Source organism: Sphingomonas sp. Root710, assembly GCF_001429065.1.
Lineage (GTDB): Bacteria > Pseudomonadota > Alphaproteobacteria > Sphingomonadales > Sphingomonadaceae > Rhizorhabdus.
The window spans coordinates 1,053,864-1,072,672 of sequence record NZ_LMIB01000001.1; the positions used below are offsets into that span (position 1 = coordinate 1,053,864).

At 67.4% G+C, this 18,809-nt stretch carries 21 protein-coding genes; 4 read left to right on the plus strand and 17 right to left on the minus strand.

What is annotated here, in order from left to right:
* Positions 1 to 25: 25 nt before the first annotated feature.
* From coaD to ASE00_RS04920, 6 genes are all read right to left on the minus strand, one after another.
* A complete protein-coding gene (gene coaD, locus ASE00_RS04895) occupies positions 26 to 526 on the minus strand; it encodes a pantetheine-phosphate adenylyltransferase (protein ID WP_200957906.1) in 501 nt (166 codons plus the stop codon).
* A 21-nt stretch (positions 527 to 547) separates the two neighbouring features.
* The gene (locus ASE00_RS04900) at positions 548 to 1,438 is read right to left on the minus strand and encodes a polyprenyl synthetase family protein (RefSeq protein WP_056378032.1); all 891 of its coding nucleotides are present in this window, start codon (positions 1,436 to 1,438) and stop codon (positions 548 to 550) included.
* A gap of 2 nt (positions 1,439 to 1,440) precedes the next feature.
* On the minus strand, positions 1,441 to 1,686 hold the full coding sequence (locus tag ASE00_RS04905) for an exodeoxyribonuclease VII small subunit (RefSeq protein WP_056379325.1): 246 nt from the start codon (positions 1,684 to 1,686) through the stop codon (positions 1,441 to 1,443).
* Between the two features lie 224 nt (positions 1,687 to 1,910).
* Positions 1,911 to 2,594 (minus strand): DUF1013 domain-containing protein, encoded by a 684-nt coding sequence (locus ASE00_RS04910; RefSeq protein WP_056378033.1) that lies wholly within the window; start codon positions 2,592 to 2,594, stop codon positions 1,911 to 1,913.
* A 237-nt stretch (positions 2,595 to 2,831) separates the two neighbouring features.
* Positions 2,832 to 3,857 carry a glycosyltransferase family 4 protein gene (locus ASE00_RS04915; RefSeq protein WP_056378034.1) on the minus strand — a complete coding sequence of 342 codons (1,026 nt, stop codon included), beginning with the start codon at positions 3,855 to 3,857 and terminating at the stop codon, positions 2,832 to 2,834.
* 1 nt (position 3,858) lies between these two features.
* Positions 3,859 to 4,713 carry a UDP-2,3-diacylglucosamine diphosphatase gene (locus tag ASE00_RS04920; protein ID WP_056378035.1) on the minus strand — a complete coding sequence of 285 codons (855 nt, stop codon included), beginning with the start codon at positions 4,711 to 4,713 and terminating at the stop codon, positions 3,859 to 3,861.
* Between the two features lie 342 nt (positions 4,714 to 5,055).
* On the opposite strand from ASE00_RS04920, the gene ASE00_RS04925 reads away from it, so the two are divergent.
* On the plus strand, positions 5,056 to 5,640 hold the full coding sequence (locus ASE00_RS04925) for a glutathione S-transferase family protein (RefSeq protein ID WP_056378036.1): 585 nt from the start codon (positions 5,056 to 5,058) through the stop codon (positions 5,638 to 5,640).
* 11 nt (positions 5,641 to 5,651) lie between these two features.
* Positions 5,652 to 6,401 carry an isocitrate lyase/PEP mutase family protein gene (locus ASE00_RS04930; RefSeq protein WP_082594558.1) on the plus strand — a complete coding sequence of 250 codons (750 nt, stop codon included), beginning with the start codon at positions 5,652 to 5,654 and terminating at the stop codon, positions 6,399 to 6,401.
* A 47-nt stretch (positions 6,402 to 6,448) separates the two neighbouring features.
* On the opposite strand, the gene ASE00_RS04935 is transcribed toward ASE00_RS04930, so the two are convergent.
* The 7 genes from ASE00_RS04935 to ASE00_RS04965 form a co-directional block, all read right to left on the minus strand.
* A complete protein-coding gene (locus ASE00_RS04935) occupies positions 6,449 to 6,988 on the minus strand; it encodes a peroxiredoxin (protein ID WP_056378038.1) in 540 nt (179 codons plus the stop codon).
* A 102-nt stretch (positions 6,989 to 7,090) separates the two neighbouring features.
* Positions 7,091 to 7,849 (minus strand): ABC transporter ATP-binding protein, encoded by a 759-nt coding sequence (locus ASE00_RS04940; RefSeq protein WP_056378039.1) that lies wholly within the window; start codon positions 7,847 to 7,849, stop codon positions 7,091 to 7,093.
* Positions 7,849 to 8,643 carry an MlaE family ABC transporter permease gene (locus ASE00_RS04945; RefSeq protein ID WP_056378040.1) on the minus strand — a complete coding sequence of 265 codons (795 nt, stop codon included), beginning with the start codon at positions 8,641 to 8,643 and terminating at the stop codon, positions 7,849 to 7,851. Before ASE00_RS04945 ends, ASE00_RS04940 begins: the two co-directional genes overlap by 1 nt.
* 1 nt (position 8,644) lies before the next feature.
* Positions 8,645 to 9,691, minus strand: a complete 1,047-nt coding sequence (gene alr, locus ASE00_RS04950; protein ID WP_056378041.1) for an alanine racemase — start codon at positions 9,689 to 9,691, stop codon at positions 8,645 to 8,647.
* Positions 9,692 to 9,718: 27 nt separating this feature from the next.
* Positions 9,719 to 11,305 carry an MFS transporter gene (locus ASE00_RS04955; protein WP_056378042.1) on the minus strand — a complete coding sequence of 529 codons (1,587 nt, stop codon included), beginning with the start codon at positions 11,303 to 11,305 and terminating at the stop codon, positions 9,719 to 9,721.
* A gap of 139 nt (positions 11,306 to 11,444) precedes the next feature.
* Positions 11,445 to 11,708, minus strand: coding sequence for a PepSY domain-containing protein (locus tag ASE00_RS04960; protein WP_056378043.1), 264 nt, complete (start codon positions 11,706 to 11,708; stop codon positions 11,445 to 11,447).
* Between the two features lie 14 nt (positions 11,709 to 11,722).
* The gene (locus ASE00_RS04965; RefSeq protein WP_056378044.1) at positions 11,723 to 12,661 is read right to left on the minus strand and encodes a tyrosine recombinase; all 939 of its coding nucleotides are present in this window, start codon (positions 12,659 to 12,661) and stop codon (positions 11,723 to 11,725) included.
* A gap of 95 nt (positions 12,662 to 12,756) precedes the next feature.
* Between ASE00_RS04965 and ASE00_RS04970 the strand changes: the two genes are divergently transcribed.
* A complete protein-coding gene (locus tag ASE00_RS04970; protein ID WP_162256407.1) occupies positions 12,757 to 14,097 on the plus strand; it encodes a tetratricopeptide repeat protein in 1,341 nt (446 codons plus the stop codon).
* Entirely contained in the window at positions 14,094 to 15,326 is a 1,233-nt protein-coding gene (locus ASE00_RS04975) for a HupE/UreJ family protein (protein WP_056378046.1), read from the plus strand. Before ASE00_RS04970 ends, ASE00_RS04975 begins: the two co-directional genes overlap by 4 nt.
* Here ASE00_RS04975 and ASE00_RS04980 read toward each other — a convergent pair.
* From ASE00_RS04980 to ASE00_RS23825, 4 genes are all read right to left on the minus strand, one after another.
* Positions 15,301 to 15,993, minus strand: coding sequence for a DUF4331 family protein (locus ASE00_RS04980; protein WP_056378047.1), 693 nt, complete (start codon positions 15,991 to 15,993; stop codon positions 15,301 to 15,303). The genes ASE00_RS04975 and ASE00_RS04980 overlap by 26 nt on opposite strands.
* Positions 15,993 to 16,655 carry a DUF4331 family protein gene (locus ASE00_RS04985; protein ID WP_056378048.1) on the minus strand — a complete coding sequence of 221 codons (663 nt, stop codon included), beginning with the start codon at positions 16,653 to 16,655 and terminating at the stop codon, positions 15,993 to 15,995. Before ASE00_RS04985 ends, ASE00_RS04980 begins: the two co-directional genes overlap by 1 nt.
* Before the next feature lie 196 nt (positions 16,656 to 16,851).
* Positions 16,852 to 18,654 (minus strand): hypothetical protein, encoded by a 1,803-nt coding sequence (locus ASE00_RS04990; protein WP_056378049.1) that lies wholly within the window; start codon positions 18,652 to 18,654, stop codon positions 16,852 to 16,854.
* The gene (locus tag ASE00_RS23825; RefSeq protein WP_200957874.1) at positions 18,635 to 18,772 is read right to left on the minus strand and encodes a hypothetical protein; all 138 of its coding nucleotides are present in this window, start codon (positions 18,770 to 18,772) and stop codon (positions 18,635 to 18,637) included. The genes ASE00_RS04990 and ASE00_RS23825 overlap by 20 nt, the downstream gene beginning before the upstream one ends.
* Between the last annotated feature and the right edge of the window lie 37 nt (positions 18,773 to 18,809).

Here is an 18,809-nt window from a genome sequence, read left to right on the forward strand (position 1 = left end):
GTCCGGCTTGCCGCTGGCTGAACCGTCAGCTGCCCTTCTTACCGATCTTTTCGACGCGCGCGACGACTTCGTGCACGACGCGCTCCGGAACGAAGCGATCGATCGCGCCGCCATAGAGCGCGATCTCCTTGACGAGGCGCGACGCGATCGGCTGCAACGCTACATCGGCCATCAGGAAGACGGTCTCGACGCGGTTGTTCAGCTGCTGGTTCATCCCCGCCATCTGATATTCATATTCGAAGTCGGCGACGGCGCGCAGCCCGCGCACGATGATCGACGCGCCCATCTTCTCGGCAAAATCCATCAACAGCGAATCGAATGCGACGATCTCGATCTTGTCGCCGAGGTCCGCAGTCTCCCGGCGGACCATCGCCAGCCGCTCCTCGAGGGTGAACATCGGCGACTTGGACGGATTGGTGGTGACGCCGACGACGAGCTTGTCGACCAGCTTCGCGCCGCGCCGGATGATGTCCATATGGCCCAGCGTGATCGGATCGAAGGTGCCGGGATAGACGCCGGTGCGCATGTTCATTCCCCCTGTTCGCGCTTAGCGGTCGCGATCGACCGCATAGGCGGCGATCTCGCGTAGCAGATCGGCTTCGCGCCCGAAATTGGCAAGATGCGCCGCCGCCTGTTCGGACAGCAGCCGTGCCTGGGCACGGGCGCGATCGATGCCGAGCAGGCCGACGAAGGTCGCCTTGCCCGCTGAATCATCCTTGCCCGCCGCCTTGCCCATCGCCGCCGGATCGCCCTCGGCGTCGAGCAGGTCGTCGGCGATCTGGAAGGCGAGGCCGAGGTCATGGGCATAGCCGCGCAACTTCGTGCGTCCCTCCGGCGGCACCCGGCCCAATATCGCCCCCGCCTCGACCGAGAAGGCGATCAGCGCGCCGGTCTTGAGCTGCTGGAGCCGGGTGACATTGGCCAGGTCCTGCATCGTCACCGCAGCCGCCATGTCCATCGCCTGCCCGCCGACCATGCCGCCCGGCCCCGCCGCCGCCGCCAGCGCACCGACCAGTTCGGCGCGGACGAAGGGGTCGGCATGGGTCGCCTCCGCGGCGAGTATCTCGAAGGCCAGCGCCTGAAAGGCGTCGCCCGCCAGGATCGCCGTCGCCTCGTCATAGGCCTTGTGGACGGTCGGTCTGCCGCGCCGCATGTCGTCGTCGTCCATCGACGGCAGATCGTCGTGGATCAGGCTGTAGACGTGGATCGCCTCCACCGCGAGGCCTGCGCGCAGCGCGCATTCCGGGTCGACCGCGAACAGCCGCGCCGCCGCGCATACGAGCAGCGGGCGCAGCCGCTTGCCGCCGCCGATCGCCGCATGGCGCATCGCCTCGTATAGGCGCTTGCGGCTGTCGTCGGGGGGCGTCAGCAGCGCATCGAACCGGCTGTCGATCTCGCGCGCGATGCGCTCAAGCTCGGATGGGAGCAGGTCCGCCATGCTCAGCCCGCGGTGAAGGGCTCGGTTCCCTTGGGCGCGCCGTCGCCGCCGATGCTGATCTTCTCGATCCGCGCCTGCGCCGCTTTCAGCCGGTCCTCGCACTGCCGCTTCAGCGCATCGCCCTTGGCATAGAGTGAGATCGATTCATCGAGCGGGACGTCGCCTGATTCGAGCTGCCGCACGATCGCCTCGAGCTGCTTGAGGGCATCCTCGAAGGACAGGTCGGCAAAGGTGGCGGTGTCGGTCATGACAGGCTTTTGGATGGCGGAAGCCAGTGGGTCAAGGATCGCATTGGACCCAACCACCCCCATATCGTCATCCCAACGAAAGCTGCGATCGCATCCATCCCCAAAATCGTCATCCCCGCGGAGGCGGGGATCCATAACCTCCGAACCACAAGAGGTTCGAGCTTCAGAGAATATGGATTCCCGCTTTCGCGGGAATGACAGAAAAAGTGGAGGGGCTACCCCTCTTACTTCTTGAACGGATCCTTGAACGCCGGGCCGCCAAACAGTGCGGCTTCCTCTTCCGCATGGGTCATCTCGGCGGTCTTGCCGGCGGCGTCGCGCTCGGCGCGGAGCTGCTCGATCAGCGCCTCGCGGTCGCCTTCCAGGCGGGTGTCGGTGGGCGCCTCGATGCCGGCGGCCTTCGCCGCCTTCGCGACGACCGCATCGAGCTCGCGCTGCGAGCACAGGCCCAGCGTCACCGGGTCCTTGGGCACAATATTGGCGATGTTCCAATGGGTCCGGTCGCGGATCGCCGCGATCGTGGTGCGGGTCGTGCCGATCAGCTTGGAAATCTGGCCGTCGGAAACCTCGGGATGGTTGCGGATGATCCAGGCGATGCCATCGGGCTTGTCCTGGCGCTTCGAGACCGGGGTGTAGCGCGGGCCCTTGGTGCGGCGCTGCTGATCGGGGCCCTTCTGCATCACCAGGCGGTAATTAGGGTCCTTCTGGCCCTTCTCGATCTCGGCCATGGTGAGTTCGCCCGCACGGACCGGATCGCGGCCGGTCAGCTTGGTCGCGGCCATATCGTCAGCGATCGCCTGGATCTCGAGGATGTGCAGCCCGCAGAACTCGGCGATCTGCGGAAAGCTGAGCGCGGTATTGTCGACCAGCCACGAAGCGGTGGCATGGGGCATGAGCGGCTGGGCCATGGCGGTCTCCAAAAAATAAAAGGGCCGCCCCGTCACGGAGCGGCCGAAGCATGGCCGATCCTGTAGAGAAAGCAGGGGCGAAGGGCAAGGCGTCTTAGCCTTCTTAACCCTCTCCCGCTTTCGCGGGAGAGGGTTGGGTGAGGGTCTTCTTCTTTTTCGATCCCCGGCCCAACGACAAGAAAGAAGAAGGCCCTCATCCCGGCCTTCTCCCGCGAAAGCGGGAAAAGGGGAAATATTTCACGCCGCCAGCCGCGCCACATCCTCCAGTGGTACCAGCGCCGACAGGAACTGCTCCGCACTGCGCCGCCAGCCGAAGCTCGCGCCATAGGCCGCGGCATCGGCACGATCGCAACGCAGTGCCCGGCCGATCGCCTCAGCGAGATCGGCGTCCATCGCCCCGCTCTCGGGGGTCAGGATATCGACCGGCCCGGTCACCGGATAAGCGGCGACCGGCGTGCCGCACGCCAGCGCCTCGATCATGACGAGCCCGAAGGTGTCGGTGCGGCTGGGGAAGACGAAGACATCGGCCCCGGCATAGGCCTCCGCCAGCGCGTCGCCGTGCAGAGCACCCAGGAAACGCGCTTTCGGATAGCCGCGCGCCAATCCCGCCCGCGCCGGGCCGTCACCGACGATCACCTTGGTCCCGGGCGTATCACAGGCCAGGAAAGCCTCGATGTTCTTCTCGACCGCGACCCGCCCGACATAGAGCTGGATCGGGCGCGGCAGGTCCGCAAAGGCGGGATGCGCGGGCCGGCCGGGCCGGAACAGGTTCAAGTCCACGCCCCTGCCCCAGCGCCTCACCGGACCGACGCCGCGGCGCTCCAGGATCGCCTCGACCGAGGGGGTCGATGCCAGCACCGCCGCCGATGGCCCATGGAACCAGCGGATATAGCGCCAGAACCAGTCGGCGGGCATACCGGTCCGCTCGGCGACATAATCGGGAAACTGGGTGTGATAGGCGGTGGTGAAGGCGAAGCCGTGGTTCAGGCAATGGCGCCGCGCGGCCAGCCCGATCGGCCCTTCGGTCGCGATGTGGATCGCCTCCGCGCCGAACGCGCCGATCCGGCGGCCGACGCCGAACCGGGTGGTCATCGCCAGCCTTATCTCGGGATAGCTCGGGCAAGGCAGGGTCGGGAACTGGTCGGGCGCGATGACGCACACTTCGTGCCCCATCGCGCCCAGTTCGGCGCTGACCGCCTGGAGGGTGCGGACGACGCCGTTTACCTGCGGGCCCCATGCATCGGTGGCGATGGCGATGCGCATCCTAAGCGGCCATCGCGGTGGTCGTCTGCCGCCGCGACTTGATCTCGTCGGCCCAGTGGATCACCTCCATCCGCCCGTCGAAATGCTCGACCAGCGCGGTGCAGCCTTCGACCCAATCGCCGTCATTATAATAGACCACGTCGCCGAACTGCCGGATCTCGGCGGTGTGAATATGACCGCAGACGACGCCGTCGACGCCGCGCTCGCCCGCTTCGTGCGCCACGGCCTCCTCGAAGCGCGAGATGAACTCAACCGCGTTCTTCACCTTCTGCTTGGCATGCTTCGACAGCGACCAATAGGGCAGATCGAGCTTCTGGCGGACCCAGTTGATCACCACGTTCAGCCGCATCAGCATCTCGTAGGCGGCGTCCCCTGCAAAGGCGAGCCAGCGGTGGCACATCACCACCGTGTCGAACTCGTCGCCATGGGTCACCATCAGACGGCGGCCATCGGCGGTCTCGTGGATCGCGTTGCGGCGGATCTCGATCCCGCCGAAGGTCAGCCCCGCGAACTGTCGGAACATCTCGTCATGATTGCCGGGGATGAACACCACGCGGGTGCCGCGCTTGGCGCGCTTCATCACTCGCCAGACGATGTCGTTGTGCGTCGCGGGCCAGTACCAGCTCCGCTTGAGCCGCCAGCCATCGATGATGTCGCCGACCAGATACATCGTCTCGCTGTCGGTCGAATCGAGGAAGTCGATCAGCATCTGCGCGTTGCAGCCGCGCGTGCCGAGGTGGATGTCCGACACCCATATCGTCCGGTAACGGCGGCGCTGGCGGCGCGCCTCGGGAAAGGCGGGCCCGCTGTGGTTGGCCGCGTCCTGATAGGCGGCGATCCGGGTGATGGCATTCATCGCTCGTCTCCTGTGTGGATGACGAGCCGACCCTATGGTTTACCATTGTTACAGCCGCTTCGCCGAAAGCTTACGGCTTTGTGACAAAGGTCTCGCTTTATCGCCTCGCGCTCATCTCCCCGTCATTTCGTCAAAGCCCTTCCGTCGCCCCGGGCTTGACCCGGGGCCCAGCTTCTTCAGGCCCTGCGCAAAGAAAGCGGGACCCCGGGTCAAGCCCGGGGTGACGATATTCGGGGAACGGTCGCCAAAGACTATAAGCCGCCTTTATCAATCGCCCCACGATGTTTGTTTCGCCACCCCGGCAAAGCCGGATAGGAACCGACAAACCACAGGGGGGACTTCATGCACATCTACGGCGATTCGATCTCGGGCAACTGTCTCAAGGTGAAATGGACCGCCGATCTCCTCGGCATTCGCTATGAATGGATCGAGACCAGCGTGCTCAAGGGCGACACGCGCACCCCCGACTTCCTGGCGATGAACCCCGCCGGCCAGGTGCCGCTGATCCGCTACGCCGACGGCGGCACGCTCGCCCAGTCGAACGCGATCATCCTGACACTGGCCGAGGGGTCGCGGCTCATCCCCGCCGATGCGCGCGCCCGCGCCCGGATGCTCGAATGGCTGTTCTGGGAGCAATATAGCCACGAGCCCTATGTCGCGGTGGCGCGCTTCCAGCTCCATTATCTCGGCAAGTCGCCCACCGAACTCGATCCTAAGATCGTCGAGCGCGGCAAGGGCGCTCTCAAGCTGCTCGATGAGACGCTGAGCGGCGTCGATTATCTGGCTGGCGACGCGCTGACTCTCGCCGACATCGCGCTCGTCGCCTATACGAGGGTCGCGCATGAAGGCGGGTTCGACCTGGCCGATTATCCCGCCGTCCAGCGCTGGGTGGCGCGGGTCGAGGTTGCCGCCAATATCCGCGATTGAGAGGAGCGATGATGCCGACGATCAGCGAAAAGCGCGCCACCTTCCGCACGCTGCACGACAGCGGCTTCTTCCTCGTCCCCAACGCCTGGGATGTGGGCAGCGCGGTCCGGCTGACCCGGCTCGGCTTCAAGGCGATCGCTTCGACCAGCGCGGGCGCGGCCTGGGCGCTCGGCAAGGAGGATGGCGAACTCAGCCTCGGCGAGGTGCTTGCCCATCTGCGCCAGCTGGTCGCTGCGACCGATCTGCCGGTCAACGCCGATTTCGAGAACGCCTTCGCCGACACGCCCGAGGCGGTCGCGGCGAACGTCTCGCTGGCGCTCGACACCGGCATCGCCGGGGTTTCGGTGGAGGATTGGTCGGGCAGCGCGATCTACGACAGCGCGCTCGCCGCCGATCGGATCGCCGCCGCCCGCGCCGCGATCGACGCAGCCGACCCGGCCGCGATGCTGATCGGACGGCACGAGAAATTCCGCGTTCCCGACACCAACGCCGCAAGCGCCATCGCCCGCGCGGTGGCCTATGCCGAAGCCGGGGCGGACTGCATCTTCGTCCCCGGCCTCGCCGACCACGGCGCGATCGCCGAACTGGTCGCGGCGGTCGCGCCCAAGCCGGTGAACGTGATCGCCCAGGTCTATGACGAGCGCATAGATCAACTGGCCGTGATCGGCGTGCGCCGCTGCAGCACCGGCGGCAGCCTGGCGAAGATCGCCTATGATGCCTTCGACGTGGCTGCAGCGACGCTCAGGGCCTATCAGCCCTGACGAAAACCGTCATCCCGGCGGAGGCCGGGATGATGGCAGGGGAAGGGTTATTTGGCCGGATTGCCCTTCAGCCACTCCAGCACCTTCTCCGGCGAGCTCTCGCCATAGGGGTCGTCGTCCTGGCCGGCGTCGTTGATGCCGGGTTCCTCGAACCAGGCGACGATCTTGCCGTCGTCGACCACCATTGCATAGCGCCACGAGCGGTCGCCGAAGCCGAGATGATCCTTGTGGATCAGCATGCCCATGCGCCGCGTGAAATCGCCCGAGCCATCGGGCAGCAGCTTGACCTTGTTCAGGCCGAGATGCTTGCCCCACTGATACATCACGAAGGCGTCGTTGACCGACAGGCAGTAGACGTCGTCGGCGCCCGCGGCGGTCAGATCGTCATAGCTGCGCTCATAGGCAGGGCATTGTTCGGTGGTGCAGGTCGGGGTGAACGCGCCGGGGAGCGCGAACACGACCGCGCGGCGGCCAGCGAACAGCTCGCCGGTGTGCACGTCCTGCCAGCGGAAGGGGTTGGGCCCGCCGACGCTCTCGTCGCGCACGCGGGTCTTCAGGGTAACATCGGGAACGGTACGTCCGAGCATTGATCGTCCTCTCTGGATGGGATGGCCATCTATTACCGAAGGACGACTGATCGATCCAACGAGAAGAAGCGCTTTCAGTTATCGAAAACGTCGAACAAGCTTTTACCGGATCGGGCCTTCGGCACGGCCCTGAACGAACTGATCGACATAAGGGTTTCCGCTATCATACAGCCGGTCGCGCGGCCCCCGCCAGATGATCTTGCCCTGGTAGAGCATCGCCACCCGGTGCGCGATCTTGCGCGCCGATGCCATATCATGCGTGATCGTCAGCGCAGTGACGCCCAGATCCTCGACCAGTTCGACGATCAGGTCGTTGATCACATCGGCGCGGATCGGATCGAGCCCGGTGGTAGGCTCGTCGAAGAATATGATCTCGGGCCGGGGCGCGATCGCGCGGGCCAGCGCCACACGCTTCTGCATGCCGCCCGACAATTCGCTCGGGCGCAGGTCGAGCACGTTGCTGCCCAGCCCCACCCGCTCGAGATTTTCGGTCGCGATCCTGCGCATTTTCGCGGTTTCGCGTTGGCGGCCCTGGGTCAGCGCGAACGTCACGTTGCGCCAGATCGGCAGCGAATCGAACAGCGCCGAACCCTGGAACAACATGCCGAACTTGGCGCGAACCCGGGCCAGATCGCGCGATCGCATCGACAGCAGGTCTTCGCCATCGACGCGGATCGCCCCGCTGTCTGGCTTGATCAGGCCCAGGATGCATTTGAGCGTCACCGACTTGCCGCTGCCGGACTGGCCGATGATCGCCATCGATTCGCCGCGCTCGATCTCGAGGTTGACGCCGTCGAGGACATGGTTGGGCCCGAACGCCTTGCTCACGCCCTCCAGGACGATCTTGTGATTGTCGCTCATCAGCCGAACGCCATCAGGGTGATGATCATGTTCGACAACAGGATCAGGATGAACGCCGACACCACCGCATCGGTGGTCGCACGGCCGACGCCCGCCGCACCGCCCTGCGCATGGAAGCCGTGATAGCAGCCCATCAGCGCGATGAAGAATCCGAAGAAGGCCGATTTGACGAGCGCCATCTGCAGGTCGGTCGCGGTCAGGTAGAGCCGTGTCGTGTTGAGATAGCCGACCGCGTTGAAGTCGAGCTTGTAGACCGAGACGAAATAGCCGCCGAAGATGCCAATCGCATTGGCGATCAGTACCATCAGCGGAATCGCGATCAGCGCGGCGATCAGCCGCGGCGCGATCAGGTAGCGATAGGGGTCGGTGCGCAGCGTCGACAGCGCGTCGAGCTGCTCGGTCACCCGCATCGTGCCCAGCTCCGCCGCCATCGCCGAGGACACCCGCCCTGCGACCATCAGCCCGACGAGCACCGGCCCCAGCTCGCGGACGATGCCGAGCACGACGATCGCCGGGACGGTGGAGGTGGCGTTGAAACGCGATCCGGCGGTGAAGGTCTGCTGCGCCAGCGCCGCGCCCGAGAAGATCGCGGTCATGCCCACCACGGGCAGCGAGAACCAGCCGATCTGCAACAGCTGCTCGAACAGCCGTGCCGGATAATAAGGCGGGCGCACAGCGCGCGATATGGTCGTCGCGGCGAACTTCGTCACCCGGCCGATCGCCCCAAGGGCGTTGATCAACAGGCGGCCGACCGAAGCAAGAAAGGCGATAATTGGCTGCAAAATCACTGGCATCCTAATCCGTCCAAGCCCGCTGATAGCGGGAGCCTAGCCCGGTCAGCAACTCATATTGCGACAGGCCCGTCGCGGCAGCGGCGGCTTCGAGCGCATAGTCGACCTCCAGCCAGCCGCCCTCCTCCACCGGCGCATCGCCGATATCGGCAGCGATCAGGTCCATCGACACGCGCCCCGCCAGCGGCCGCACCTGCCCGCCGGCGCGGACCGTGCCATGCCCGGCAAAGGCGCGCAGATAGCCATCGGCATAGCCCAGGTTGAGCACCGCGATCCGGGTCGGCGCGGCGGCGGTGAAGGTCGCGCCATAGCCCACCGTCTCACCCGCCGGCACGTCGCGGATCTGCAATATCTGCGCCTCGATCCGCACCACCGGGGCGATGTGCCCGGCGGCTTCGGGGCGGGGAATGCCGCCATAAAGGCCGATCCCCGGGCGGACGAGATCGAAGCCATAGTCGGGGCCGAGGCACGCCCCCGCCGAATTGGCGAGGCTGTAACGCCGCGCGGGAATGCGTGCCGCGGCATCGGCGAAGCGTTCGCGCTGCCGCCCGTTCATGGCGCTGCCGGGCTCGTCGGCGCAGGCGAGATGGCTCATCAGCAGGTCGATCTCCAGCCCGTCGAGCAGGCCCGACACCGCATCGGCCATCGCCAGCCCCAGCCGGTTGATGCCGGTATCAACCATCACATCGCACGGACGCCCCGGCGCCGCCGCCTTCCAGCGTGCGACCATCGCGGGGCTGTTGAGCACCGGCCGGGCGCGCGACGCGAGCGCGGCGGCCATGTCCTCCTCGCGCACACCGTGCAGCACCGACAGCCCCGCCCCGAACGGCAGCGCGCCGAGCGCGTCGGCCTCGGCCCAGGTCGCGACGAAGAAGTCGCGGCACCCCGCCTCGGCCAGCCGGCGCGACACTTCGCGAGCGCCCAGCCCATAGCCGTCGGCCTTCACGGCCGCACCGGCCGGTGCGCCTGCCTTATTCGACAGCCAGCGCCAGTTCGAGACCAGCGCGGCGCCATCCAGAATCAGTCGAAGGGGAGCGTCATTGGGAACCACATGGTCCCGATAGCCGCCCCGCCGCCGCTATTCCAGTTCCTTGCCCGATGTTTCGGGCAGCCAGAACAGGCTGACCACCAGCGCCAGCGCGACGACCGCGACGGTGTACCACAGCCCCGCGAACGGATCGCCGGTCTTGGCGACGATATATTGGCTGATGAAGGGCATGAAGCCGCCGAAATAGCCGGTGCCGATATGATAGGGCACCGACATCGACGTATAACGCACCCGCGCCGGGAACAGCTCGACGAGCAGCGCCGCCACCGGCCCATAGGTCATCCCCGACAGGAAGCCGATCACGACGATGTAGAAGATCATCTTCGCGGCGTTGCCCGCGGTCGGGATGACCTTGTCGAGATTATAACCGGCGTCGGCCAGCGCCGTTTCCAGGCTGTCGGCGTCGATCGCGTCGACCGGCCTGCCGCCGATCGTCACCGCGGGAACGGCCCCCGGCGCGCCCTCGACCTTGGTATAGGCGATCCCCTTCTTCGACAGCGCGTCGAGCACCTTGCCACACGCGGTTGCCTGCGCCTTGGCGAAGGGGTCATAGCTGCAATCGCTGCCGGTGACGACGACAGGTGCGCGCTCCATCGCCGCCGACAATTCGGGATTGCCGCTCGCCGCGACGCCATGGAACAGCGGGAAGATCAGCAGCAGGGTCAGCGCATAACCGATCAGGATCGGCTTGCGGCGGCCGACCTTGTCCGACAGCCAGCCGAACAGGATGAACCAGAACAGGCTGAAGAAGGCCGCCGCGCCGACGATCATCCGCGCCGCATTGTCCTCCAGCCGCAGGCCGGTCTGCAGGAAATAGAAGATCTGGAACTGCGCGGTGTACCAGATCACCGTCAGCCCCGCCGCCACGCCGAACAGCGCGACGAGGATCATCTTGACCTTCGGCCAACTGTCGAAGCTTTCGCGCAGCGGGTTCTTGGCGATTTCGCCCGCCTCCTTCATCGCCTTGAAGACCGGGCTCTCCTTCAGCTTGAGCCGGATCCACAGCGAGATGGCGAGCAGTACCAGCGAGAAAAGGAAGGGAATCCGCCAGCCCCACGCGGCGAACGCGTCCTTGTCGACGAACAGGTTCGACACCACCACCACGATCACGCTGAGCAGGAAGCCGCCGATCACCCCCGACTGGATGAAGCTGGTATAGAAGCCGCGCCGGTTCGACGGCGCATGTTCGGCGACATAGATCGCCGCGCCGCCATATTCGCCGCCCAGCGCCAGCCCCTGCAACACCCGGCAGATCACCAGCAGGATCGGCGCGGTGACGCCGACCGCCTCATAGGTCGGCAGAATCCCCACCGCAGCAGTCGCCCCGCCCATCAGCGCGATCGTGACGAGGAAGGTATATTTGCGGCCCAGCCGGTCGCCAAGCACCCCGAACAGCACCGCACCGACCGGCCGCATGCCGAAGCCGACGCCGAAGCTGGCGAGGAAGATCAGCAGGCTGACGGCGGGATTATCCGACGGAAAGAAATGCCCCGCTACGATGCTCGCAAGCGTGCCGTAGACGAAGAAATCATACCATTCGAAGACGGTGCCCAGCGTCGATGCGATGATGACCAGCCGGTCCCGCTTGGGATCGATCTCAACTTCCACCGCCGCCATGCAATCGTCCCCTGCCCGGATTGTCGTTGAGACAAACGCCTATGGCAGAGACCGGCGTGAGACAAGGGTGACGCGCGCGCATCCGATGCCGCTGGGATATCGCCCGCTAAATCACCCTCCTGGAAGGGGGGGGTTAGCGTCAATCCCCATCCTTCTTGACGATCGCATAGGTGTTCGCATCGAGTTGCAGATCATAGGTCTTGCCGTTCAGCGCACGGGCATCGTCGACCTTCCACTTCGGGCCATCGGGATCATATTCGATCTTGTTCCAGCTCTTGAACCCGGCGGCGGCCAGGGTGGCGGTGATCGCCGTTGCCTCCGGCTGGGTCGGCCCGCGATCGGCGAGGGCCGGAGCAGCGGCGAGCGTGGTAAGCGCCAGCGCGGCCAGCGAAATACGTTTCATCATCTTCTCCTTTTTCAGGAGGGATCAACCGCCTGGCGTCTCCCCGGTTCCGCGGCCGCCCTGCGCTGCGCGTCCATCAGCGGGTGCCGGGCATTGACCAGTTCGACCAGATGCGCGCTGTTCACATGGGTATAGATCTGCGTCGTCGCGATATCGGCGTGGCCCAGCATCGTCTGCAACGCGCGGAGGTCCGCCCCGCCTTCGAGCAGATGGGTCGCGAAGGCATGGCGCAGCACATGCGGACTGATCCGCTGCGGCGGAATCCCCGCCTCGGCGGCGAGTTCGCGCAAGAGCTGGAACAGCCGGACCCGGCTCAGATGGCCATGCCCCGAGGGAAAGAGGAAGGGCTGATCGCTCGCGGCATAGCCGGTCGCACTCCATTCGGCGACGGCGGCGCGCGCGCGATCGGATATCGGCACCAGCCGCTCGCGCCCGCCCTTGCCGCGCAGGATCAGGAAGGGCCGGTCCCCGCGCAGCGCATGGCGCGGCAGCGACACCAGCTCGGTCGCGCGCAGCCCCGATCCATAGAGAAGTTCGACCAGCGCGATCAGCCGCAGCGTCAGCGGATCACCATCCCGCTCGCGCCGCCGCGCCTCCAGCGCTTCGAACAATCGCCCGATATCATCATGGCTGAGCGTGCGCGGCAGGGCCCGCTGGGTGGCCGGGCGCGGCAGCGCGTCGGACGGGTCGTCGGCGCGAATCCCCTCCTCCTCCAGAAAGCCATAGAAGCGCCGCAGCACGGACGATTTGCGCGCGACGCTGGTCCGGCTCAGCGCCATCCATTCGGCCCCGAGCTTCTGGAGCGCGGCGCTATCGGCCCCGACCAGCTCGCCGCCCAGCAACTCCGACGCGCCGCGCAGATCAGAGCCATAGGCCAGCAGCGTATTCTTCGCCGCCCCGCCTTCCGCCGCCAGCATTTCCAGAAATTGCGACATGGCCTCGGCGTCCCTCATCCCCAAACCCTGCCGCCGCTCCCCGCCAAAGTCGAGAGCGGCGATTGCATCCGCCCTGCACTTGCGGCAGCTGTTTCGGCATGAAAGGGCGGGGCGTGAAGAGCTGGATGGCATCCCCATGGGCACGGGCGGCAGCGCTGCTTTTCATTGCGCTAGCAATCGTCTTCGCCGCCGATCGCTGGCTGGTCCCGGGCCAACCCTCCCCTCCCCCGGTCGAACGCCGCCCCTCGGGCGGCGCACCGGCCAGCTACGCCGCGATGCTCGCGCGCGACGATCAGATCGCAGAGGGCGCGGCGATGCTCCTGCGAGATCATCGCGGCGAATGGCTGTTCGAGGAACGCCTCGCCAATGCGCTGATCGCGCGCGGCCGCCTGACCGGCTCCTTTCAGGACTATGCCGACGCGCAGGCTGCGCTCGACCGCGCCTTCGCCACCGCGCCGGAGGGCGCCGGGCCCCACCAGACCCAGGCCGCGCTAGCCTTCACCCTCCACCGGCTGAAACAGGCCGAAGCCGCACTCGACGCGATCGACCATTATGCCGTGCCCGAGGCCGAGGCGCGCATCGAGGTGGCGGCGGCACGCGGCGACATCGCCTTCTATCGCGGCGACTATGATGGGGCGCTGCACCGCTATCAGGCGGCCAGCGCCGATCCCGACGATATCGCCATCCTGTTCCGCATCGCCAATTTCCAGGCGCGCACCGGACAGCCCGATGCCGCGCTGGCGACGCTCGACCGCTGCGAACGGCTGGCCCGCCTGCCCACCGCCCAGACGCTAGCCGACCTGGCTTTGCGCAGGGGTAGCATCGAATTGCAGCGCGGCCGCTGGGACGAGGCCCGCCGCCATTTCGACCGCGCCGCCCGTCTGTTCCCGGGCTGGTGGCTGGCCGACGCGCACCGCGCGCAGATGCTGGCGCTGGCCGGCGACGGCCCGGCCGCGATCCTCGCCTATCAACGGGTGATCCGCATCGCCCGCAGCCCCGAGGCGATGGATGCGCTCGCCGCGCTCTATCGCGACCAGGGCGAACGTGAAAAATCCGCCTTCTGGGCCGATCAGGCGCGCGGCATCTGGAACGACCGCCTCGCCCGCTTCCCCGAGGCGAGCTACGGCCATGCCGTCGAGCACGTCCTGACCTTCGGCGACCCGAAGACCGCGCTCGTTTTCGCCCGCCGCGATGCCGCCAACCGCCCTTATGGCCAGGCGCTGACCGCCCTCGCCTGGGCGTTGATCGCGAACAATGATCCGCGCGGCGCGGTGGCGGCGGTGGGGCCGGTGAACCAATCGAAATGGGTTTCCGCCGATGCGCATCTCGCCGCCGCGCAGGCGCATCTGCTGCTCGGCGAAAGCGACGCCGCCGAAGCCGAGCAACGGGCCGCGCTCGCGATCAACCCGCGCGCGGCCGATCGCCGCGCCACGATGATATGGTTCGGCCATTGATCCGCCGCCTGCTGCTGGCGCTGCTCCTTCTGCTCGCGGGGGCGCCCGGGGCTGCGCACCTCACCCCCAATTCCGAACTCACCCTCGATATCGGGGACTACCGGGTCCAGGCGTCGCTGACCGTCCCCGTGGGCGAGTTGCGCTATGCCGAACCCGCGCTGAGCGCGTCCGATGGTGCGGCGCTGCGCCGCTGGGCGATGGCGCATATCGCCGCCCGCGCGCCCGACGGCCGGCCCTGGCGGATCGACCTGATCGACGCGCATATCACCCGCGAGGCCCCGTCCGACGCGGTCTTCCGCTTCGGGCTCCAACCGCCCCCGGGCGCGACCACACGGCTGTTCGCCCTGCACTATAGCGGGGTGATCGATAGGCTCTCCAACCACTTCGTCCTTGTCATGCTCGGCACCGACTTTGCCGGCGGCCATTTCGGCGACAGCCCCCGCATGCTCGGCGCGCTCCAGCAGGGTGCGGCCGACCTGCGCGTCGATCGCGGCCCGGGCAGCGGCTGGCGCGGCTTTCGCGGCGCGCTTGCGCTCGGCATGCACCATATCGCCGAGGGGCATGATCATCTCCTCTTCCTGATCACGCTGCTGCTGCCCGCCCCGCTGCTGGCGCGGAACCGGCGCTGGGCCGCGCCCGCCGGTTTCAAACAAACGGTGCGCTCGCTTGCCGCGATCGTCACCGCCTTCACCATCGGTCATTCGCTGACCCTGATCGGCGGCGCCTTCCTGGGCTGGCGGCTCCCCGCACCGCCGGTCGAAATGGCGATCGCGCTGTCGATCCTGATCTCCGCGGTCCACGCCTGGCGTCCGATCTTCGCTGGCTATGAGGCGGTCGTCGCGGGCGGCTTCGGGCTGGTCCACGGCCTCGCCTTCGCGACGATCATCGCCCATGCGGGAATCGAGCCGCTGCAAAAAGCGCAGTCGATCCTGGGCTTCAACCTGGGGATCGAGGCGGTGCAACTGGTCGTTGTCGCGCTGGCCGCCCCCGGTCTGCTGCTGCTCGCCCGCTCACGCCATTATGACCCGATCCGCACCGCGATGGCCGCGCTCGCCGCCGTGGCCGCCGCGCTGTGGTTCGCCGAGCGCGCCACCGGCCACGATATCGCGGCGGGCCGGGCGATTGACGCCGCGCTCGGCTATGCGCCCTGGCTGCTCGGCGCGCTGGCGCTGGCAGCCGTGATCGTCTGGACCGCCAACCGGCTCAGTTCGGCACCGCGCACATCTTGAACCCGGCGGCCGACAGGTCGTCGCTCAGCGCGTTGGTCAGGCCGGTCAGCGTGTTGAAGATGTCGTCGTAGAAGAGGAAGTTGTTGTCGTCGATCGGGTCCTTGTCGTTATATTTGTTCTTGGTCGACGAGGAGATCAGCGCGGTCGCGACCGCGGGCATTCCCATCCGGTCCACCCGCACATAGGCCGAGGCCGGATCGGTACGGAAATTGAAGTTCGATCCCACCGGGCCGATCGGCGGATTGCCCTGCGCCGCCGCGAGATAGGGGAAGGCCGCGCGGAACGGCACGTCGTTGGCGGGCGGATTGAGCGGCAGGTCGACGAAGCGCGTCACCGGCTCCTGCTTGAGATCGAGCAGCAACACCGCCAGCGTCAGGTCGATCACCGGATCGGTGAGTTGCCGTCCATTAGGAAAGCCCGGCGGCACGTTCAGGTCGATCCCCAGCGAATCCGGCACCACCAGGCTGGCGATCGGCCGGCCGGGCGCCACCTCCTGGGTCAGGCAGGACAGCACGTTGAAATTGGCCCCAGCGGGCGCCGGCGGCTGGCTGCTCGGGGTCGTCGGCGGCGTGGGCGGGGCCGCGGTCTCGCCGTCGCCGCCGCCGCAACCCGCGAGCAGGAGCAGCGCCGCCGCTGCGATGGCGGCCCGATATGCCATGTTCGCCATCAGATCTGCCCTCCGATGCGGGCGCTGGTCGCCCAGATACGGATCTTGTTGTCGCCGTTGGCCACCGCCGATCGCGGCATCTGCACAACCGCCGCGGTCAGGTTCTGCCCCGCGAAGAAATTGCGGTCGGCGCGGAAGCTCAGCGCCCCGGTCGACCGCGTCGCGCGAAAGCCCTGGAGGTCGAAGAAGAAGGGATCGTCGAACAACCCGGCGCGCGCCATGACCGGCCCCTGGGTCAGATTGGTTTCGACCGGCCCTTCGATCGGCCCGGTCGAACCAGGTATACCCTTGAACTGCACGCCCGTCGCGTCGCCATCCTTGCCGAAGCGGATCTCGATCTTGAACTCGGGGGTATAGGGAAGCTCGTCGTTCGAGATGTTGATCGTGTAGAGCAGGTCGCGATCATAGGTCGCCGGCAGGTTCGTCGCCTGCGGCCCGGCGAAGGTCAGCGCGATGATCAGGTCCTGCGCGCTGTGCCAGGCGTAGACGTCGGCTATGTCCGCCGCCTTGTCGGGCGTGGTGTCGACTGCGGGATCGGTGCGCGCGGGCGGATCGAGATGGTCCGCTGCGAACAGCCCTCGCCCGCCGATCAGCAGCGTCGCCGATGCCGCTACGGCGCCCGCCGCCGCGATAGCCCATAGGCTTCTGCCTGATAATCTCATGTCCGCCCCCACCGACAATCACCGCCGAATGTACGTCACATAGGCCCATTGGCAAATGCCGCATGTGCGCTACGTCACGATGACGTCAGAAGGGGGCCGTTCGCCCTGATCCCGATATCGTGCGCTTCTGGAGCGCGTCGGCATGCCGCTCATGCCGGCCTGCAAAGGGCGGCATGAGCGGGATGGCGGCGGCGTGCTACAGCCGCGACATCGCTTCGGCGGCGATCATCCGCGCCTCGCCGTCGAGGCCGACCTCGTTCAACGCCCGGATCATCGTCGCGAACATCGCCGGGGAAACCCCCGCCCAGCCGGTCCGCTGCAACCCCGCCGCAACCATAAGCGCGACCGTCGCCGGTTCCCTGCGGTCGGCGGCCTGGAGCAATATCCGCGCCCAGTTGCTCTGATTGTCGAAGCCGACCTTGTAATCGACCAGCAGCTGCAGCTGCTCCTGCGTCTGCAGCCGGTCGAGCGCGGCGAGCGCGCCGAGCAGCAGGCGCAGCTTCTGCGGGTTGCTCTCGGCCCAGCGGTCCGCCACGCCGGACAAGCGATCCGCCGACAGGTCGACGTTTACCCTCGGCGATCCCACCGCCAGGATTGCCCAGGCCGCATCGCCCTTCTCGGGCGACATGGCGGAGACGACCGGCGACCAGGCCGCTGCCTTGCGGTCGAGCCCCGCCGCCATCATCGATGCGATCAGATCGGCTACGTCGCTGGCATGCGCTTCGTCGGGCACGATCCGCGCCGCCGCCCGCGCCGTCAGGATCAGCCCGGCATAGCGGTCGACGCGCTTGCCCTCGCCCTGCCCGTCTCCGCTCCAGAAGCCGCGCATCGCCGAAATCCGCGCCGGATCGCCGTCAGCGACATAGCAGGCACGCAGCCGTCCGGCGGGGGTGTCGCTGCCGAAATCGCCGCTGTCGTCGGCCGCCTGCGAATAGAGATCGACCAGCGCCGAATTGGAAAAGACCCCCAGCCGCGCCGCGGTCATCGCCGCGTCAATCCGCTCGGCGGCGGGCACCATCGGCGCGCGTGCCGACCAGGCGATCACCTGCGGCCCCACCGTACCCATCAGGTCCGACGGGATGGTCAGGCCCAGCGCGCTCGCCATGCCGAAGCGCCACGCGGTCAGCTGGTTCACCCCGGTCCATTCGATCGAGACGCTGCGCCGCCCCGCTCCGTTCACCCCCATCATCCGCTCGGCGAGCTGGACGTCGATTCCCTGCGGGTCGCGGGTGCGGCGGCGCGCCTGGTCCATCAGCACATCGGCGATCGCCGTGTCGCCCGACAGCGCGGCGCAGATCGCCCGCGCCATCGGCCACACGGGCTCGCGGCTGCGGATCGATCCGCCATCGGCCAGCGGGCACAGCCCGGCGGCATCGGCGTTCGCCAGCGCGCTCTGCCCGGCGACGGCATAGAGCTTGGCGTTGAAGCGGTCGACGTCGACGCCCTGCACCAGCATGCGCGCGCCGTCGGCCTCGCCCATGCGCAGCAGCAGCCAGGCGCGTTCGGCGACCCAATCGGGCGCGGAGACATGGCTCGGCGTCGGCACCCGCGTCAGCAGCGCGCGGCGCAGCGTGATCGACGCCCAGCGCGAGGCGAACGGCGCGTCGAGCCGCCGCATCATCGCCGACAGGAAGCGACCATCGGTCTCGCCCCAGGCGGTCTTGCCCATTCCCGCGAACGGCCCGGCCTCGGCGATCGAGCGCCGCGCCGAATCGGGGAGTTCGTCAGGCTTGGCAGGTTCCTCGGCCGCCGCCTCGGCAAAAATCCCGGGGTCGAGCGTCAGCGCGGGCGCCGCCGGAGCCGCCACCGCGGCGGGCGCGCCTGGCGCCGGCTGCGCAGGCGCGGGCTGCGCCGCCTGCTGCGGGCGGTTGGTCGGTCCCGGCTGGCTGCCGAAGCCGGGCGGCAGCAGCGATTCCTGCGCCAGCGCGGCCGCTGCGGCGAGCGCCGCGACCCCCGCCGTCAGCGCAAGGACAGCCTTCTTACTTGGCCTGGGCTTCATTCAGCATCGCCTTTTCGACGGTCACCGGCGGCCTTTCGGTATTGACGAAACTCAGGGCCACAAGCGCCACGACGACGATGATGACGACACTCAACAGGATGAAGCTGAACCGCGACATGAGAGAATCCGGATGGTTGCAATGGAGGCGCTTTTGC

Coding starts and splice junctions, on each gene's coding strand:
- ASE00_RS04990 (WP_056378049.1), bottom strand. CDS start 18,654: ATGAAGCCCAGGCCAAGTAAGAAGGCTGTCCTTGCGCTGACGGCGGGG.
- ASE00_RS04935 (WP_056378038.1), bottom strand. CDS start 6,988: ATGCTCGGACGTACCGTTCCCGATGTTACCCTGAAGACCCGCGTGCGC.
- ASE00_RS04960 (WP_056378043.1), bottom strand. CDS start 11,708: ATGAAACGTATTTCGCTGGCCGCGCTGGCGCTTACCACGCTCGCCGCT.
- ASE00_RS04910 (WP_056378033.1), bottom strand. CDS start 2,594: ATGGCCCAGCCGCTCATGCCCCATGCCACCGCTTCGTGGCTGGTCGAC.
- ASE00_RS04965 (WP_056378044.1), bottom strand. CDS start 12,661: ATGAGGGACGCCGAGGCCATGTCGCAATTTCTGGAAATGCTGGCGGCG.
- coaD (WP_200957906.1), bottom strand. CDS start 526: ATGCGCACCGGCGTCTATCCCGGCACCTTCGATCCGATCACGCTGGGC.
- ASE00_RS04980 (WP_056378047.1), bottom strand. CDS start 15,993: ATGGCGAACATGGCATATCGGGCCGCCATCGCAGCGGCGGCGCTGCTC.
- ASE00_RS04925 (WP_056378036.1), top strand. CDS start 5,056: ATGCACATCTACGGCGATTCGATCTCGGGCAACTGTCTCAAGGTGAAA.
- ASE00_RS04915 (WP_056378034.1), bottom strand. CDS start 3,857: ATGCGCATCGCCATCGCCACCGATGCATGGGGCCCGCAGGTAAACGGC.
- ASE00_RS04905 (WP_056379325.1), bottom strand. CDS start 1,686: ATGACCGACACCGCCACCTTTGCCGACCTGTCCTTCGAGGATGCCCTC.
- ASE00_RS04985 (WP_056378048.1), bottom strand. CDS start 16,655: ATGAGATTATCAGGCAGAAGCCTATGGGCTATCGCGGCGGCGGGCGCC.
- ASE00_RS23825 (WP_200957874.1), bottom strand. CDS start 18,772: ATGTCGCGGTTCAGCTTCATCCTGTTGAGTGTCGTCATCATCGTCGTC.
- ASE00_RS04930 (WP_082594558.1), top strand. CDS start 5,652: ATGCCGACGATCAGCGAAAAGCGCGCCACCTTCCGCACGCTGCACGAC.
- ASE00_RS04940 (WP_056378039.1), bottom strand. CDS start 7,849: ATGAGCGACAATCACAAGATCGTCCTGGAGGGCGTGAGCAAGGCGTTC.
- ASE00_RS04920 (WP_056378035.1), bottom strand. CDS start 4,713: ATGAATGCCATCACCCGGATCGCCGCCTATCAGGACGCGGCCAACCAC.
- ASE00_RS04900 (WP_056378032.1), bottom strand. CDS start 1,438: ATGGCGGACCTGCTCCCATCCGAGCTTGAGCGCATCGCGCGCGAGATC.
- ASE00_RS04945 (WP_056378040.1), bottom strand. CDS start 8,643: ATGCCAGTGATTTTGCAGCCAATTATCGCCTTTCTTGCTTCGGTCGGC.
- ASE00_RS04955 (WP_056378042.1), bottom strand. CDS start 11,305: ATGGCGGCGGTGGAAGTTGAGATCGATCCCAAGCGGGACCGGCTGGTC.